15 protein-coding genes are annotated in these 14,682 nt (G+C 56.7%); 6 read left to right on the top strand and 9 right to left on the bottom strand.

Going from position 1 to position 14,682, the window contains the following annotated elements; all coding sequences use genetic code 11:
* Positions 1–25: 25 nt before the first annotated feature.
* The 3 genes from J3362_RS01600 to J3362_RS01590 all read right to left on the bottom strand — a co-directional run bounded on the left by J3362_RS01600 (position 26) and on the right by J3362_RS01590 (position 4,591).
* A complete protein-coding gene (locus tag J3362_RS01600; RefSeq protein ID WP_349517812.1) occupies positions 26–1,726 on the bottom strand; it encodes a BamA/TamA family outer membrane protein in 1,701 nt (566 codons plus the stop codon).
* A 52-nt stretch (positions 1,727–1,778) separates the two neighbouring features.
* On the bottom strand, positions 1,779–3,662 hold the full coding sequence (locus J3362_RS01595; protein ID WP_349517811.1) for a monovalent cation:proton antiporter-2 (CPA2) family protein: 1,884 nt from the start codon (positions 3,660–3,662) through the stop codon (positions 1,779–1,781).
* Between the two features lie 68 nt (positions 3,663–3,730).
* Positions 3,731–4,591, bottom strand: a complete 861-nt coding sequence (locus tag J3362_RS01590) for a LysR family transcriptional regulator (protein ID WP_349517810.1) — start codon at positions 4,589–4,591, stop codon at positions 3,731–3,733.
* A gap of 191 nt (positions 4,592–4,782) precedes the next feature.
* On the opposite strand from J3362_RS01590, the gene J3362_RS01585 reads away from it, so the two are divergent.
* A complete protein-coding gene (locus tag J3362_RS01585; protein ID WP_349517809.1) occupies positions 4,783–5,058 on the top strand; it encodes a hypothetical protein in 276 nt (91 codons plus the stop codon).
* Here the strand turns inward: J3362_RS01585 and J3362_RS01580 are convergent.
* From J3362_RS01580 to J3362_RS01570, 3 genes are all read right to left on the bottom strand, one after another.
* Positions 5,055–5,960 carry a homocysteine S-methyltransferase family protein gene (locus J3362_RS01580; RefSeq protein ID WP_349517808.1) on the bottom strand — a complete coding sequence of 302 codons (906 nt, stop codon included), beginning with the start codon at positions 5,958–5,960 and terminating at the stop codon, positions 5,055–5,057. The two genes, J3362_RS01585 and J3362_RS01580, sit on opposite strands and share 4 nt — an antisense overlap.
* A gap of 10 nt (positions 5,961–5,970) precedes the next feature.
* Positions 5,971–8,001: an alkyl/aryl-sulfatase gene (locus J3362_RS01575; protein WP_349517807.1), complete on the bottom strand. Its 2,031-nt coding sequence runs from the start codon at positions 7,999–8,001 to the stop codon at positions 5,971–5,973.
* A gap of 74 nt (positions 8,002–8,075) precedes the next feature.
* Positions 8,076–8,399, bottom strand: coding sequence for a hypothetical protein (locus J3362_RS01570; RefSeq protein WP_062781459.1), 324 nt, complete (start codon positions 8,397–8,399; stop codon positions 8,076–8,078).
* Between the two features lie 133 nt (positions 8,400–8,532).
* On the opposite strand from J3362_RS01570, the gene J3362_RS01565 reads away from it, so the two are divergent.
* A complete protein-coding gene (locus J3362_RS01565; RefSeq protein ID WP_053112824.1) occupies positions 8,533–8,997 on the top strand; it encodes a hypothetical protein in 465 nt (154 codons plus the stop codon).
* A 20-nt stretch (positions 8,998–9,017) separates the two neighbouring features.
* On the opposite strand, the gene J3362_RS01560 is transcribed toward J3362_RS01565, so the two are convergent.
* Complete coding sequence (locus J3362_RS01560; protein WP_349517806.1) at positions 9,018–9,620, bottom strand: pyridoxamine 5'-phosphate oxidase family protein; 603 nt, start codon at positions 9,618–9,620, stop codon at positions 9,018–9,020.
* Positions 9,621–9,727: 107 nt separating this feature from the next.
* On the opposite strand from J3362_RS01560, the gene pdxR reads away from it, so the two are divergent.
* The 3 genes from pdxR (at position 9,728) to J3362_RS01545 (ending at position 12,291) form a co-directional block, all read left to right on the top strand.
* Positions 9,728–11,161, top strand: a complete 1,434-nt coding sequence (pdxR, locus tag J3362_RS01555; RefSeq protein WP_349517805.1) for a MocR-like pyridoxine biosynthesis transcription factor PdxR — start codon at positions 9,728–9,730, stop codon at positions 11,159–11,161.
* On the top strand, positions 11,158–11,886 hold the full coding sequence (locus J3362_RS01550) for a class I SAM-dependent methyltransferase (protein WP_349517804.1): 729 nt from the start codon (positions 11,158–11,160) through the stop codon (positions 11,884–11,886). The genes pdxR and J3362_RS01550 overlap by 4 nt, the downstream gene beginning before the upstream one ends.
* A gap of 201 nt (positions 11,887–12,087) precedes the next feature.
* Positions 12,088–12,291: a DUF3185 family protein gene (locus J3362_RS01545; protein WP_349517803.1), complete on the top strand. Its 204-nt coding sequence runs from the start codon at positions 12,088–12,090 to the stop codon at positions 12,289–12,291.
* A gap of 13 nt (positions 12,292–12,304) precedes the next feature.
* On the opposite strand, the gene J3362_RS01540 is transcribed toward J3362_RS01545, so the two are convergent.
* Positions 12,305–12,697, bottom strand: a complete 393-nt coding sequence (locus tag J3362_RS01540) for a DUF2784 domain-containing protein (RefSeq protein WP_349517802.1) — start codon at positions 12,695–12,697, stop codon at positions 12,305–12,307.
* A gap of 80 nt (positions 12,698–12,777) precedes the next feature.
* Here J3362_RS01540 and J3362_RS01535 point away from each other — a divergent pair, with 80 nt between their 5' ends.
* The gene (locus J3362_RS01535) at positions 12,778–13,521 is read left to right on the top strand and encodes a maleate cis-trans isomerase family protein (RefSeq protein WP_349517801.1); all 744 of its coding nucleotides are present in this window, start codon (positions 12,778–12,780) and stop codon (positions 13,519–13,521) included.
* Here the strand turns inward: J3362_RS01535 and J3362_RS01530 are convergent.
* Complete coding sequence (locus J3362_RS01530; protein WP_349517800.1) at positions 13,518–14,597, bottom strand: GGDEF domain-containing protein; 1,080 nt, start codon at positions 14,595–14,597, stop codon at positions 13,518–13,520. The two genes, J3362_RS01535 and J3362_RS01530, sit on opposite strands and share 4 nt — an antisense overlap.
* Between the last annotated feature and the right edge of the window lie 85 nt (positions 14,598–14,682).

Genomic DNA, 14,682 nt, shown 5'->3' with positions numbered 1-14,682 from the left:
GCCAATTGATCAATATCAAGTTGGCTCAGAACTGGCTCCGGCCCCTCAACAAAACCTGAAAATCATCAATACTGTCGTCGCCATCCAGCGGGAAGGCAAAGTCCAGATGCAGCATGCGTTGCACCTCGATACGGCTGGAGGCCAGCCTCATGCCAAAGCCCACGTCTTTCAGCACGCCTTCGTCCGGCCCACTATTCCGGTCGTCGGTGAACCAGGCGCGGCCTACGTCGGTGAACATTACACCGCCTACCCTAAACAGCTTGAACGGATGCCAGTCCGGGAAATAACGCCGCTCCAGGGTCCATAACACGCGACGATTACCCTGCTGGTACTCACTGGGATAGCCGCGCAGACCGTTCTCACCGCCAATCAGCAGTTGCTGATCGGCGGTGAGATTGTGCGCTGCGGTGAACGCGAGGTTGGTGTACCAGCTGTTCCAGCGCTCCGAGCCGCCATGGAAGTACTGAACGCTCACTGTGCCCAGCAGATTTTCCACCCGATCCTCGTCGAGACGGTAAGTGCCACTCTGGCTGAAGGAATAGCTGGCGTAGTTGGTCTCCGAAGCATGCAGCACATCCTGGAAATCCATGTTGAGAACCACCCGATCTTCCGTGGCACCCAACCCGCTGCCGGAGTAGCCCAGCTCGGTTCGCCATATAAAACCATCTCGCACGTCCTCCACCCTCTGGAGCCGGGTGAGGTTGGTCATTTCACGGAAACGGTTCTGGCGGTAATCAAAGCCAATCCAGGGGTAACTCAGGGTCCTGTTGTCGGGGAGGATGTCGAGACTGGGTTCGTTGGGTAAACGGTCGAACATGAGTGCGTTGTAGCGGTAGCCGGCGAGCATCCTCAGTTGCCGGCCGTCCCTCTCCGCCAGGCGCCAGCCTCCATCGATACTGAAGAACTCCTGGCTACGCCGATAATTTGCAATGGCCTCCGCGCCGACATAGCGGGATTCCTCCCTTACGTCATCGATGCCGTTCAAGCCAAAACGCCAGTCGGTGGTCTCGCTGAAGAAAGGCCTCTCAACGTAGGCGCCTCGGCCCCGGCCATCGCTTCTCTCGTCGAAGGAGAACCCCGCCTGCCAATGCGAACCAAAGACGTTGGGATCATCAAAAAACAGACTGGTTTCAGTCCGGTCCGGGTCCTTCGCATAGCCGATGCCAAGGCTCTTGCCTGACCCGGCAAAGTTGGGATCAGACAGCCCAAAGTTGCTGGTATTTTCGCCCCCGGATCGCGATACCCCCACGCTCGGAAACAGTGTCCAGGTATCCCTGGTGAGCACGCTTACCTCAACCTCGTCGCCACAAACCCGGGTTACGCCTACCCAGGCAGCGGTCAAATATTCACGCTGGCGCAACACCCGCTCGGATTCGGAGATAAGTTCGGGCTCGTAGACATCTCCTTCTTCAAACACCAACTGGGCACGCAAGGCGGACTCCCAGGTAGGCGTGTTGAGCGCGTTCAGAGTTCGATAGAGCGCGTTGTCCTGCTCAGGGTCTGTGGTATCAAAGATGGGACGACGAAGAATTCGGATGCTGCCAATGCGCGCACCCTCCGGAATCATCAGATCGTTCTGGCGGGCGAGCTGATCCCTCGGCGTGTCCAGATCAATGGCTTCCGGCTGGATAGTGCTGGTAATGCAGTCATCCCTGCGCGATTCGGCAGCAAGGCAAGATCCGGCGAAAACCAGCCCTGATACAAAAAGTATTTTCCTGAAAACCATACTGACCTCTGCAGCCGCATAGACAATAATCTAGCCCAGCGTTACTTCACTGTCAGCGGTCTGGCGGTCGCCATATGGGAACATCTTCCTGCTTTGGCTCTTCCCAGTCCCGATGCATGGCGCTGCTCAGCGCTTCTTCGAGCTTCATGAATAGTTCACCGTAGCGGGGACTGAACCGGATGCCTTCCTCAATTTCTTTCCAGGCGTCGAACAGCTCATCCTCGTGGGCCTTTTCATTATCCAGGAAAGCCCAGGTCATCTGGCGGGCACGCATCGGGTGCACACCCATGGCGGTTAGCGCATGGCCGCCAAGTTCCAGAGCCGAATGATAGGTTTCACTCACCACATCATCGGCACCAGCCTCTCTCAACCGGTATCCGTGACCACGGTCAAAAGCACGGGCCAGCACCCAGACACCGGGGAAAAACTGCTTCACATGCTCCACCATCTGGACCGAACGGTCACGGTCGTCGATGGCCACGACCAGCAGGCGGGCCTGTTCGATGCCTGCGGTTTCCAGCAAATCCGGTCGGCTCGCATCCCCGAAAAAACTTTTGATATTGATCTGCCTGAGATTCTCGATCTGCTCGATCTCATGGTCCAATGCAACTATGGGAACATTATTGGCCCGCAACAGCCGGCAGACAATCTGGCCGAAGCGACCAACACCAGCAACGATAACCGGCGCCTGTTCATCGATGGTATCCGCCTCCCGCTCGTCGTTTTGTGAACGACGATAACGGGGCAACACAATCCGGTCGTACACGATAAACAGCAACGGCGTCAGGAACATCGACAGCGCCACCACCAGTGAGAGGACCTGTGACGTTTCCATGGGAATCACGTTGTTCTGGACACTGTAGGTCAGAAGCACAAAGCCAAACTCACCAGCCTGTGCGAGGGACAGCGTGAACAGCCAGCCATTACTGCCATGAACCCGGAACAGCAACGCCAGGCCAAGCAGAATCGCGGCCTTGACGGCGATCACCGCAACCGCAAGTGACACCACCGTACTCCACTGCTCAGACAACACATCGAAGTTGATGCCCGCGCCAACGGTGATGAAGAACAGGCCCAGCAACAGTCCCTTGAACGGTTCAATGTTCGCTTCCAGCTCATGCCGGAATTCACTGTTAGCCAGAACGACACCGGCCAGGAACGCCCCAAGCGCCGGTGACAGATTCACCAGACTCATCAGGGCCGCAATCCCGATGACCAACATCAGCGCCGTGGCGGTGAATACTTCACGCAAGCCCGACTGCACCACATAGCGAAACAGGGGTCGGCTCAGAAAATGGCCACCAACAATCACGGCACCGACGGCCGCGACCACAACCAGCCCATGGGCCCAGCCGGGAAGGCTGTCCACAAGGTTCAGGTTGCCGCCGTTGCCATTGGAAGTACCCGCGGCGTCCATGAGTTCCGGCAGTGCCAGCAAGGGGATCAGCGCAAGCATCGGGATGACAGCAATATCCTGAAACAGCAGAACGGAGAAAGCACTGCGCCCGCCTTCAGTTTTAACCAGCCCCTTTTCGTTGAGGGTTTGCAGGACGATCGCCGTGGACGACAGAGCAAAGATCAGCCCAACCGCAAGTGCTGTCTGCCACTGCAGCCCCAACCATGCCGCCACAGCCATGCCAGTTGCCGCCGTCAGCACCACCTGGAGTCCACCAAGGCCGACCAGACGGACACGCATGGCCCAAAGCGCCTTGGGATCCAGCTCCATGCCAACCAGAAACAGCATCATGACGACGCCAAACTCGGCAAAATGCTGGATGGTATTGGCTTCCTGCCCCACCAACCCCGTGACCGGTCCAATCACCACACCGGCCACGAGATAGCCAAGGACGGATCCCAGCCCCAAACGTTTTGCCAGGGGCACAGCGATCACCGCTGCGACCAGGTAGATAAAGGCCTGGACGAAATAAACTGTCATCAATGATGTCCTTGATTCAAAGTCGGGCGGCTAGAGGGTGTGCAAAAGGCCATTCCTGGCAGCTCCGTTTAGCGTAGACCCTGGAACGCTTCTTTCACATGGGAAGCAAGCGCGTCGTTAAGAGGATTTGAACCCCGCCGCACCAGCGCCAGCTGATAGAAGCCAATTTCCGGCAAGCTGTCACCGGCAATCTCTTTGAGGGGCGGGCGAATCAGGCTTTTCGGAAACGGTGCCACGGCAAGGTCCGCCAGCATCGCAGCCTCCTGACCGGAACAATGCTCGCAGGTATAGGCGATTCTGTAAGGTATGCCGGCTTTGTCCAGAGCACGCAGGGTCATACGGCGCCAGGCACATCCTTCATGAGCCATGGCAATGGGGAGGGGGGACCGCTGGTAAGCCGAGCAAGCTTCACGCCCAGCCCAGACCAGCGGTTCTTCGTGGACCACCTCACCGCGGGGAATACGCCCCTCGTCGGCCACGGTCACCAGGGTCATATCCAGTTCACCGGCGTCCAGACGAGCGAGATTCTGTTTGCTGGAACCGACCACAACGTCCACGAGCACTGCCGGATAGGATCGCGCAAATTCTGCCAACACTTCGGGCAAAATCCGGGTGCCAACGTCGTCGGAGGTGCCAATGCCCACTTTGCCCTCAAGTGTCGGCGAGATGAAATGCTGCACGGCCTCTTCATTCAGTCGCAACAAGCGGCGCCCGTAATCGAGGAGAACCTCCCCTTCTGCAGTCAGAGTGACTCTCCTGGGCTCCCGGATAAACAGGGTTTTGCCGAGGTTCTGTTCAAGCTGTTTGATCTGCATACTGAGGGCTGAGGGTGTGCGATGCACGGCTTTGGCAGCACTGGTGAACGTGCCGTGTTCCGCAATGGCAACAAAACTCCGGAGCACATCGTTATCAAGCAGAGGCATATTCATGGACGGACCTTACGGCTAGGTTTGTGGCCTGCAACTGCCTTAAGCATAGCTGAACGAGATCTTAAATTCTTTTCGTTTGATTGAAGGCAGAGACAGTACCAGAATACGGGCTGTAGGCACCCGTGAGCGAGTTAAACGACGTCTCCAAACGAGCTGCTGCAAGCCATTCACCAACCGTCGGGGCCGTAAACATGTTGAAGAGCACAGAGCATCACACAAACTCCGCAATGCAGCCGATTACATCCTGGATCGAGGGATATTCCAAGCGCCAGCAGTTCCGCCGTATGGCGCAGTCATTGTTGAAAGAAAAAGATGACACACTGTCGGATCTCGGCTATGACCGGCATGATCTGGAAGGCGCCCTGCACCTTCCTATCCGGAACGATGCAATGCAATACATCGAGGCACGTCGCTCCAAACGCGCCATGGAAGCGCGCAGGACAAAAAGTCCTCGCCTCGCCGGCTAACTGCGGGCCAATTCTGAGAACCGTACCAGGTTATAATCGCCTGTCAGCACATCGGCCAGATGGCTGATGTGCTGGGGCGTGATTTCACAACAGCCGCCAACAACACCTGCGCCGTCATCCAACCACTGTTTCACCTGCAGCGCATACAACCCGGGCGAAACGTCCGGCCTGGCTTCCAGTTCATCCACCAGCGCTCCGCCGGCCATTGGCTCAACTGTTTTGAACGCGTTGGCGTAACCACCCGCGCAAGGGAAAAGGCCGGTCAGCTCGGGCATTGCCTCAGAGATCAACTCCGGATCACAGCAATTGAGCATGACCGCTGTTGGCCCTAACGGCTTAACCGCTTCGACAGCCTCTGCAAGCGTTTCCCCGGACCGAAGCTTGCCATCCGTTTCCAGCCGGAACGCCACACCGAAGGGCTTGCCTGATTCAGCGGCGGCGGCACAGGCAGCTTTCGCCTCGAGCGAGTTCGTCATGGTTTCGATAAGGAAGACATCAGCCCCAGCCTGCAATTTCACGAGGATGTCGAACTCCGACTTCAAATCCTCAAAGGTCCGGTCAGGCTGGCTCCGATAGCTACCAACCAGGGGTGGAAGGCAACCGGCGATATCAACGTCTGCGCCGGTTAATTCGATGGCTCGCTCCAGTACCTCGAACGCTCGCTGATGTATCGCTCCAATCTCGTCACCAAGACCTTCTCTGGCAAGTCGTGTGGGCGTTGCAGCATAGGTGTTCAGCGTCAGGGTCCGGGCGCCCGCCCGGATAAAATCAGCATGGACATCGGTAACCACGTCCGGCTGCTCCCGCATTACCGCCACTGACCAGAGCAGTGACGTAACATTCATGGCCCTGCGGTAGATTTCCTGGCCCAGGCCACCATCGAGAAGTGCAACAGATTTCATAAGGTACTCATCAGGGTGTAACGATATTGAACCGGCCCTGAGGCTTGTCCAGCATACTGAAAAAGCCTATCAGGTCGAGCCGGCTTCCCTCAAAGCTGATCTCGTCGCTGAACAGAAGTTCCTTCAGCCCCGCACGGCCGATCAACAGATCCACAAACAAAGACCGCGTCAGATTCAATGTGGCGTCAGCGGGCGTGTCCTCACTAACCAGACGGTTGTGAAGCACGGAATGTTTCAGAGTCAGCAGATAACTTTCCTTCAGATCCGTGAAGGTAATTTTGATGACGGCGCTCTCCCCTTCTGCGTCTTCGGCCTTCAGCCGCACCGCCATGCTGTCGAAGAACAGGGATACCGGCGTGTTCAGCAGCACTTCTCTCATCATCGCCGGTTTGATGCCCTCTTCCGGCGAACCATGGCGCAGCTCGTATGCCCCTGTCAGGTAGAAGTCGCGCCAGGGTGCGGATTCCGCCTGATAGCCAAGCTGGTCATAGACGTCGGCCAAAAGCTGTTTTGCATCGTCATTCCCTGGCTCGGCAAAGACCACCTGATTGAGCAATTCCGCCAGCCACCGGTAGGTGTCGCGCCCTTCACTGGCACCCATGGCAGAGGCTGCCTCGAAATCCTCGCGGGCTCTTTCCAGAACCTTTTCAGCGCCACCCATCATCTGAACATAACGCTGGGCCGAGTCACTTTCCGGAAGTGGATCTAGCTGAGCCGGGTTCGCTGTAAACCACCCCAGGTAGTGCTGGTACACCGCTTTGGCGTTGTGAGACACGGTGCCGTAGTACCCCTGGTTATGGAACGCCCGATTCAGCTCCGGCGGCAGTTTGAGCTGCTCCGCTATCTCCCGCGGCGTCGCACCCTGGTTCATCAAACGCACCGTCTGATCGTGAATGTATTTGTAGGTATCCCGCTGCACCGCCAGGAAATCCTGGATATTCTCTTGCCCCCACAGCGGCCAGTGATGGCTACCGAAATAGATATCGGCGTCGGCAAACAGGGTCTTTGCCTCGTCAATGAAGCTGCTCCAGAGCTTGGCATCGCGAACCTTCGCGCCCCTCAGGGTGTAGATGTTGTGCATATTGCGGCTGACCAGCTCGGCACCGCAAAAGGCCTTTTGTTCGGGGAGGTAGAAGGTGAACTCTGCAGGCGCTTCGGATCCGGAGACAATCTGGAAAATCATCGGCACGCCGTCCACCTCCAGCTCCGTACCGGTTTCGCTGATCAGATCCGTCGCCGGGGCAAAGCCAAAGGTGCCAAAAGCCGGGCCTTTGCCCAGACCAGTGCCTACATGGCCGCGTTCGTCCCGATCCAGACGCTTGCCGTACATGAACATGGCCCGGCGTGTCATGGCAGGGCCGGCGATGATGTTCTCGCTGGTTGCCTCCTCCTCAAAGCCCTCTGGCGCGATAATCCGCAGGTTGGCTTTTTCCTCGTCCGAAAGGTGCTGGAGAATGCCCTGCGCGCCGCCAAAGTGATCAATGTGGCTGTGGGTAAAGAGAATCGCCCGCACCGGCTTTTCGCCCAGATGTTCTCGAGCAAACAGGAAGGCTTTGCTGGCAGTCTCCCGGGCGGTCAGAGGATCCACCAGGATCCACCCGGTTTCGCCTTCGATGATCGACATGTTCGCCAGGTCGTAACCCCGGATCTGGTAGAGCCCGTCGGTGACCTTGAACAACCCGTGAATGTTGTTGAGGGCAGCCTGGCGCCAGAGGCTTGGATTGACCGAGGCCGGGGCGTTTTCTCCATCCTCGTCGATAAATCCGTAGGCCGGCATGTTCCAGACTTCACCGCCTTCCAGATGATCAATGACCAGTTCAGGGTCCTGGGCAATCAGTCCGCGTCGCGCGTTCTCGAAATCGTCACGGTTATCGAATGGTCGCTGGTCCAACACATCCCGATTGGCCTGCTCTGTCGTCGCGGTCGGCGCAGTGTGTCCGGCACTGTTGGCTGCGGAAGAATCGGGACCGGAATCGCAACCCGTCATGACGAGGGCAATGCCCAGCAAAGGAGCGAGAAGAAGCTTTCGGGATAGTGGCATATGGGGAAACCTTGTCTGTCTATTGTTATTGGTTACCCCAAGTTTACTTCAGGGTGGGCCTGGAGCTGCGCAAATTAGCCAAAATACTCCTGAATCCACTCGAACAGTTTGGTGGTTGTCATGTCGTTGAGCGCCATCTGCTGAAAGTCGTTCCCCACTTCGTCTTCAATGGTCACGAACTGGTACAGAAGAGTGCCCGGCTGTTCATCGTGAAGGATCAGCGTAATCCTGCGGCGGGTGCGCAGACAGTCAATGGTCATCACATCCGCCGGTATACCGGCATCACGCATACCACGGCGAACCTCTACCACCGGATTGATGTGCTGATGGGTTGCCTGGATGCGGGCATGGGCATCGCTGGCAAGGTCGGACAGGGTTTTCAAAGGGTCTTCAGACACTAGGCTCGAGTCGCTCCGGGGGTCGTCAGGATTGATCCATCAGATTACCAGAGAATGAGTAATCCTTAAGCGAAATCAACGGCTCTTGTCAGTAGCCTGCGTCTGACTTGATCAACGCTGGGGGTTAAACACTATGGTCAACATGCTGGCCGCAATTCCGGTCAGGGCACTATTCGCCCGATTATTTTCGCTGGTTTTCTTCGTGCTTGCTTTCACTCTGGTCAGTGCCACCGTTCTGGAAGTGATCGACGCCCTCCAGTCTGGCCAGCAACTTATGCAGGCCCTGATCAAGGGCGTTAATGGCAGCATCATCGCTCTCGCAGTTTACGAACTGGCCATGGTGATACGCTCCGAGTACAGCGGGCGCTCAGAATCCCACGACGTCATAACCATGATGAGACGCACACTGCCGCGTTTTATTGGAACAGTGTGCGTTGCCATGTCGCTTGAAGGGCTGATCATGATCATCAAATACAGTCAGTTGGAACTCGCCGGCAACCTCTATTATCCCGTTGCCATCATCGTCAGCACCGCCCTGCTGCTGGCATCCCTGGGCCTGTTTTTGAAGATGGCTCCCAAAGACCAGGCTGGCCCTTGAGGTATCGTTTCATCGACAGGTTAAACACCGGTTGGTATCAATCCATGCCACACGGGCAGAGCCATATCTTCAGGATCATCATTCGGGCCACCAGTCCGGCTTTTGAAGGCTCCCTCATCAATTGGGATCCGGAACAGCGCCGTTGCCTTTCTTTCCTTGTCGTTCGGCGCCCTTACCTGCTCCCATCGACCCGGCTCGATCTGGTTGATGATGGCACGGAACGCGGCATCAAAGGCGGCATGGTCCGTGACCGGCACAGCATGGCCATACAACACCAGTGACTCGTAGTTGGCACTGTGGTTGAACGCCGATTTTGTCATCACCCATTCATTTGTCACGGCGAAGGAAATGCAGAGCAATGCGCCGGATTCCAGACGCCGGGACAATCGTCCACCTTTGAGCGTGTGCACATAGAGGTCGTCGCCCAGTCGCCAGGCCGTGATCGGGATGATGCGAGGCTCGCCATCTTCCACAAATCCTATATGCGCCGTTTTGAGCCGATCAATCAGCCTGTAGGCTGTTTCCCTGTCATAGCTGGCTCGCTTTACCGCCCTCTGCACCCTGCTGCGTGGACAGGAAGTCAGCGGGGAGGCGCTGGGCCCGGTCAAATCAGTCGTTGTCATCAGAAGCTCCTTTCCGGTCTTGCACTTCACAAAATGTACTTCTATTGAAAGGCACTTCTGATACCATCGAAAGATCCAGATTGTGACTTTTTATAGGACCAGTTGATGTGATCGATGATATTCGCCTGGACAGCGTGCACCCGCTGCAGCATCAGCTGTATCAACGGTTGTCCGAACGGATACTCGACCAGCGCTACCCACCCGGGCGCCAGCTTCCGCCCAGCCGCCAGATGGCGAAGGATCTTGGCATCAGCCGCAATACGGTGAACGCCGTTTATGAGCAGCTCAAGGCGGAGGGCTTTCTTCACAGCAGAGCGGGCAAGGGGATCTTTGTCCATGAAGACATCAAATCAGCGATAAACCCCTCAGGGCAGGGCCTGGAGAAATCCGGTGGCGTTTCCATGAATTTGCCACCGCTGCCGCCACTTCCAGCGGGAACGCCGAAGCCTGTTGAAGACGCCCGTTTGCCTTTCCAGCCGGGCTTGCCAGACCTGGATGCGTTCCCCATCCGCAGCTGGAACCGGATCCTGCACCACCAGGAAAGCCGGCGAACACTGAGAGGGTATGACAGCATCCAGGGATTCCAGCCCCTGCGGCGCGCCATCGCCGCTTACGTCAGAACGTCCCGAGGGGTTCGCTGCGAAGAACACCAAGTCATAATCACCAATGGCGCGCAGCAGGCGCTCTCGCTTATTGCCGACGTTTTCCTCCAACGGGGCGACAGTGTCCTGTGTGAAAATCCGGGATACCGTGGCGCCCGGAACGCGCTGGGCCGGTTGGGCAATCCCGTGATTCCAATCCCCCTCAGGAACCACGTCCTGGATGTAGAAGCGTTGCCGGGCCTTGAATCTGCCAGGGCCAAGCTCCTGTTCTGCACGCCCACGCACCAATACCCCATGGGCGGCATCCTCGACCTTTCCCAGCGAATGGCTCTGGTGCAATGGGCCCAGCAAAACGGATGCTGGATCATCGAGGACGACTACGACAGCGAGTTCCACTTCTACAACAAGCCCTTCGCTGCCATTCAAGGCCTGTACGAGAATTCGCCCGTGCTCTACATGGGCAGTTTCAGCAAAACGTTACTACCAGCATTGCGCATCGGCTATCTGGTGGTTCCGGAAGCGGTTGTCGAACCCTTGCTCTGGGCCAAGCAGATCAGTGGTGGAGAGACCCCTCTTCTTGTCCAGGCAACCATCGCCGAATTCATTGAGAGTGGTCAGTTCACACGCCATCTCCGCCGGATGCGTCAGCTGTACCGGGACAAGTGGCAACTCTTCCAAAGCGAGGTTACGAAAAAGCTCGGCGGACTTGCTCAACCGGTGGCGGAAAGCGCGGGGATGCATCTGGTACTTGAAGGAGATTTTGACGACCTGGCGCTCAGCCAATGGTTGAAAGCCAGGGGATTTGGCAGTACACCGCTGAGCGCGCACTTTCTGGGAGATTCCCGCAGAACCGGCCTGGTAATGGGATTTGCGAGCGCCAACGAGCGCGAGATCAGAGAATGCATCAACACCCTGCGATCGGGGCTCACCAAACCATGACATCAAAGTACGAAAAACAGATTCTTACCGCATGGAACTCAAATGCCTCGCCCTGGATCAAGGCCGTGGAACAAGCAGGCATTCGAGCGCCGGGCAATCTCTCCAGCAGCAGTGTTTTAAGAGTGATTGAGGATTACGCCCCCTCGGGCGGCTCAATTCTCGACGCAGGATGTGGCGAGGGCTGGTTGATCAGAGAATTAACGCGCCTTGGCTACCGAGGCACCGGAACAGATGCCGTGCCGGAATTGATCGAATACGCCCGGCAACAGGGAGAGGAAACCTTCAGGGTCCTCAACTACGAACAACTGGAAAATGCTGATCTGGGCACGTTTGATCTTGTTGTGAACAACTTTGCCTTGCTGGGAGACACCTCGGTGAACGCGTTTCTCAAGGTCCTGCCCAAACTTCTCAATCCCGGCGGTGCGTGCGTCATCCAGACTCTCCACCCTGTCGCCTTTTTCCATGAAGGAGAATACGCCACTGGCTGGAAGCCCGGAACCTGGGCTGGTCTTCCCGGCGATTTCGGCGACCCGGCTCCCTGGTATTTCCGAACGCTCACCGGTTGGATCAATCTTTTCAGGACATCCGGATTGACGTTGGGAGAAATCAGGGAACCTGCGAACGAGGGCCAACCGCCCCAATCGATTATTTTTGTGGTTCAAAATACTCGGAAAGCTCAGCGGCCAGAAAATCAAAACCCCTCCGAACCCGAAGGCTCATCCTGAGTTCTCGATGTGACCAATACCGCCTGCCTACAGGACACATGTCTATATCCCAAGCCGGTAGCCAGCTTGGCTCGGCTAGTAAGATTTGCACCCTATGTGAATTTCCTGTCGCGTCTGCAGTTGGAAAACCCAGACTGTGATGGCAAGCTTCCCTGAATCCAAGGGACGCTGAATGGCGGCCTCAATTGAAAGGAGAATTCAATGGGAAGTTCAAAGCTGGTCGGTATCGTTTTGCTGGTGGTTGGCGTCGGGCTGCTCTATTTCGGCTACCAATCAACCCAGTCACTGGGGAACCAGTTGACCGAAACAGTGACGGGACGTTTTACAGACCAGACCATGTGGTATCTGATCGGCGGGGCCGCCTCGGCCGCAGCCGGCGCTTTCCTGGCATTTTTCAAGAACTAACCCTGCCTGTTTTTCACCGCTCGGGCCTGACCAGAACCCAGCTGGCCAGGACGAGCAATCCGAAAACCGTGTACGCCATAATAAACACCCAATCCGGCGCACTGTAATACAGGATAGACTGCAGCCAGTGCTGGATGAACGATCCCTCGTAGCCCGCCTCCCCTGCCTTAGCCCGAAGCGCCATTTCCCAGCTCGTAAGCGGGCATAACACACCCAGCCAGGATTGCAGAACAACAACGGCAATTACCGTCAGGTGACTAAGGCGAAACCAGAAATTGCGCACCCACCGCCAATGCAGGAAATAACCGGCGAATGTGGCCCCCAGCCCCAGGATGACGAAGCCCACCAGCATCGTGTGCAGGATCAGGAGCGCATCGGCAAAGATCAGGAACCAGGAGGTATCCATCGCTCATCTCCACAGAGTGGTGAGACCAGTTTTGGTCTATTGTAAGGACACGTCAATTACTGCGAGCGAGGTAGCGATCTATGAGCCACACCCCGACTCCAGCCAGACTCGGGTTCCTCTACCCGGGCCATGCGGCCGAAGACGATTATCCCCTGATGGGTTCTATGGTAAAACCTCAGGCGCAGGTCTCTCTCATTCACACCGATTTCCTTGAGGACGCCCATACCGTTGAGGCCCTCACTGAGATGGGCAGCATCAGCCGTCTCTCAAAAGGTGCAGAAAAGCTGGCTGATTCGGGGATTGAGTCGGTAGTGTGGACCTCCACGAGCGCCAGTTTTGTACTCGGCCTCGACGGCATCCGCCAGCAAATAGACACGCTCGAGAAACTGCTCGGTGTGCCCGCGTCCACAACGGCAATGGCATTTGCCAGAGCGGTAAAAGCCATTGACGCCAAACGGGTGGCCATCGCCGCCACCTACCCTGGAGAGGTCGCGCAGCGATTCCGGGCGTTCCTGAATCATTTCGATATCGAGGTGGTGCATCTGGCCAGCCGCGGCATCATCACAGCCGCGGAAGTCGGACTGCTTGAGAAAAACGCAGTTATCGAATTCGCCCTGGCTAACGTCAGGGAAGACGCCGACGCCCTGTTGATGCCAGACACGGCTCTCCACTCTTCGGCCTGGCTCACCGATCTGGAGCAAGCAATCGGGCAACCGATACTGACCGCCAATCAGGTCAGTTTCTGGGAGGCTTTGCGACTGTGCGGCAAGCTCACTCCCCAGTCGGGGCTGGGCAGTCTGTTCGAACACAGGCCCGAAGACTAGGCCATTACATAACGGGCACGGCCCTGCTTTTTCGCGCAATAAAGGGCTTCGTCGGCCCTCCGGATCATGTCGTCGATTGAGTCAAACTCGTTGGCAAGCCCCTGGCAAATCCCGATGGAACAGCTGAGCACCTTGCTATCAGGGCTATCCTCGTTTGGCACCGCAAGCTCCTGCCATTCTCTGAGAATCTCTCCCGCAAGGTGTTCAAAACGGTCAGCATGCTCGCCGTCAATCACAGCCATGAATTCTTCGCCACCGTATCGCCCGAGTATATCCGTCTGTCGTTTGAACACCTGCCTCATGATATCGGCCTGGATACGGATGGCCCGATCGCCCTCCTGATGACCATAGTGATCGTTGAACTGCTTGAAATGATCAAGATCCATCATGAACACAGCGAGTCGCTGATTGGAGCGCCGCTGCAGAGCAAACAAACGCTCGGATTCACTCATAAGAGCCCGGCGATTGAATAGATCGGTCAGTCCATCGACGGTGCTCAGGCCAACCAACTGCTCGTTGGCATCCTGAAGCTGCCCCAGCAATCGATCAATCCTGTGCCGGCCGATAACACCGACAAACAGTGAGCCCACCACGAACCCGGCATTCATCCAGGTTCGCTCGCCATAAACGGAATCCATGGCCATCAAGCCAACAAATCCCAGCGAACTGAGCACCATCGCGGTCAGCGCGTAATGGAACTTCATTCCGAAAACAAAAAAACCGAAGAAGGCGTACAGCAACGTACCCTCGTAAGGAAAACTGAATGCCGCCTGCTCCCAGGCCACGTGGATGAGGTAGTAATTGGCATAGGTGATGCTGAGAACGGTCGCCAGGAAGGCCGTTTGTGCGAAACGGAGAAATTGCGGCGCAAAAGTGAAAGCAAGCAAGCCAGCAAGAATCGGAAGTTGAATGAGGGCTCTGCTGGTGATGTAAGAGCCCGCCAGTTCCGGGGGAATCAACTGAAGGTCTCCAATCATGAACAAAGAGATCAGAATGCCACCCACCACGATGGAGAGTCGCAGCATGAGCATGTCGCGGGGGGATACGGTATTTGATTCAACCGAAGGAGTCGGCATAAAAAGAGCTCACAGCGCACTTAATTCCCTGTACATGCCGAATCTAAACAAATTCTCGCTCTGACCACCAGTAAATAAGCGTATT

It is taken from the genome of Marinobacter sp. NFXS11 (genome assembly GCF_040148675.1).
In the GTDB taxonomy this organism is placed as follows: domain Bacteria; phylum Pseudomonadota; class Gammaproteobacteria; order Pseudomonadales; family Oleiphilaceae; genus Marinobacter.
The sequence above is the reverse complement of the archived record's forward strand: the minus strand, read 5'-3'. Positions and strand labels throughout refer to the sequence as shown.

Coding starts and splice junctions, on each gene's coding strand:
- J3362_RS01600 (WP_349517812.1), bottom strand. CDS start 1,726: ATGGTTTTCAGGAAAATACTTTTTGTATCAGGGCTGGTTTTCGCCGGA.
- J3362_RS01595 (WP_349517811.1), bottom strand. CDS start 3,662: ATGACAGTTTATTTCGTCCAGGCCTTTATCTACCTGGTCGCAGCGGTG.
- J3362_RS01590 (WP_349517810.1), bottom strand. CDS start 4,591: ATGAATATGCCTCTGCTTGATAACGATGTGCTCCGGAGTTTTGTTGCC.
- J3362_RS01585 (WP_349517809.1), top strand. CDS start 4,783: ATGTTGAAGAGCACAGAGCATCACACAAACTCCGCAATGCAGCCGATT.
- J3362_RS01580 (WP_349517808.1), bottom strand. CDS start 5,960: ATGAAATCTGTTGCACTTCTCGATGGTGGCCTGGGCCAGGAAATCTAC.
- J3362_RS01575 (WP_349517807.1), bottom strand. CDS start 8,001: ATGCCACTATCCCGAAAGCTTCTTCTCGCTCCTTTGCTGGGCATTGCC.
- J3362_RS01565 (WP_053112824.1), top strand. CDS start 8,533: ATGGTCAACATGCTGGCCGCAATTCCGGTCAGGGCACTATTCGCCCGA.
- J3362_RS01560 (WP_349517806.1), bottom strand. CDS start 9,620: ATGACAACGACTGATTTGACCGGGCCCAGCGCCTCCCCGCTGACTTCC.
- J3362_RS01550 (WP_349517804.1), top strand. CDS start 11,158: ATGACATCAAAGTACGAAAAACAGATTCTTACCGCATGGAACTCAAAT.
- J3362_RS01545 (WP_349517803.1), top strand. CDS start 12,088: ATGGGAAGTTCAAAGCTGGTCGGTATCGTTTTGCTGGTGGTTGGCGTC.
- J3362_RS01540 (WP_349517802.1), bottom strand. CDS start 12,697: ATGGATACCTCCTGGTTCCTGATCTTTGCCGATGCGCTCCTGATCCTG.
- J3362_RS01535 (WP_349517801.1), top strand. CDS start 12,778: ATGAGCCACACCCCGACTCCAGCCAGACTCGGGTTCCTCTACCCGGGC.
- J3362_RS01530 (WP_349517800.1), bottom strand. CDS start 14,597: ATGCCGACTCCTTCGGTTGAATCAAATACCGTATCCCCCCGCGACATG.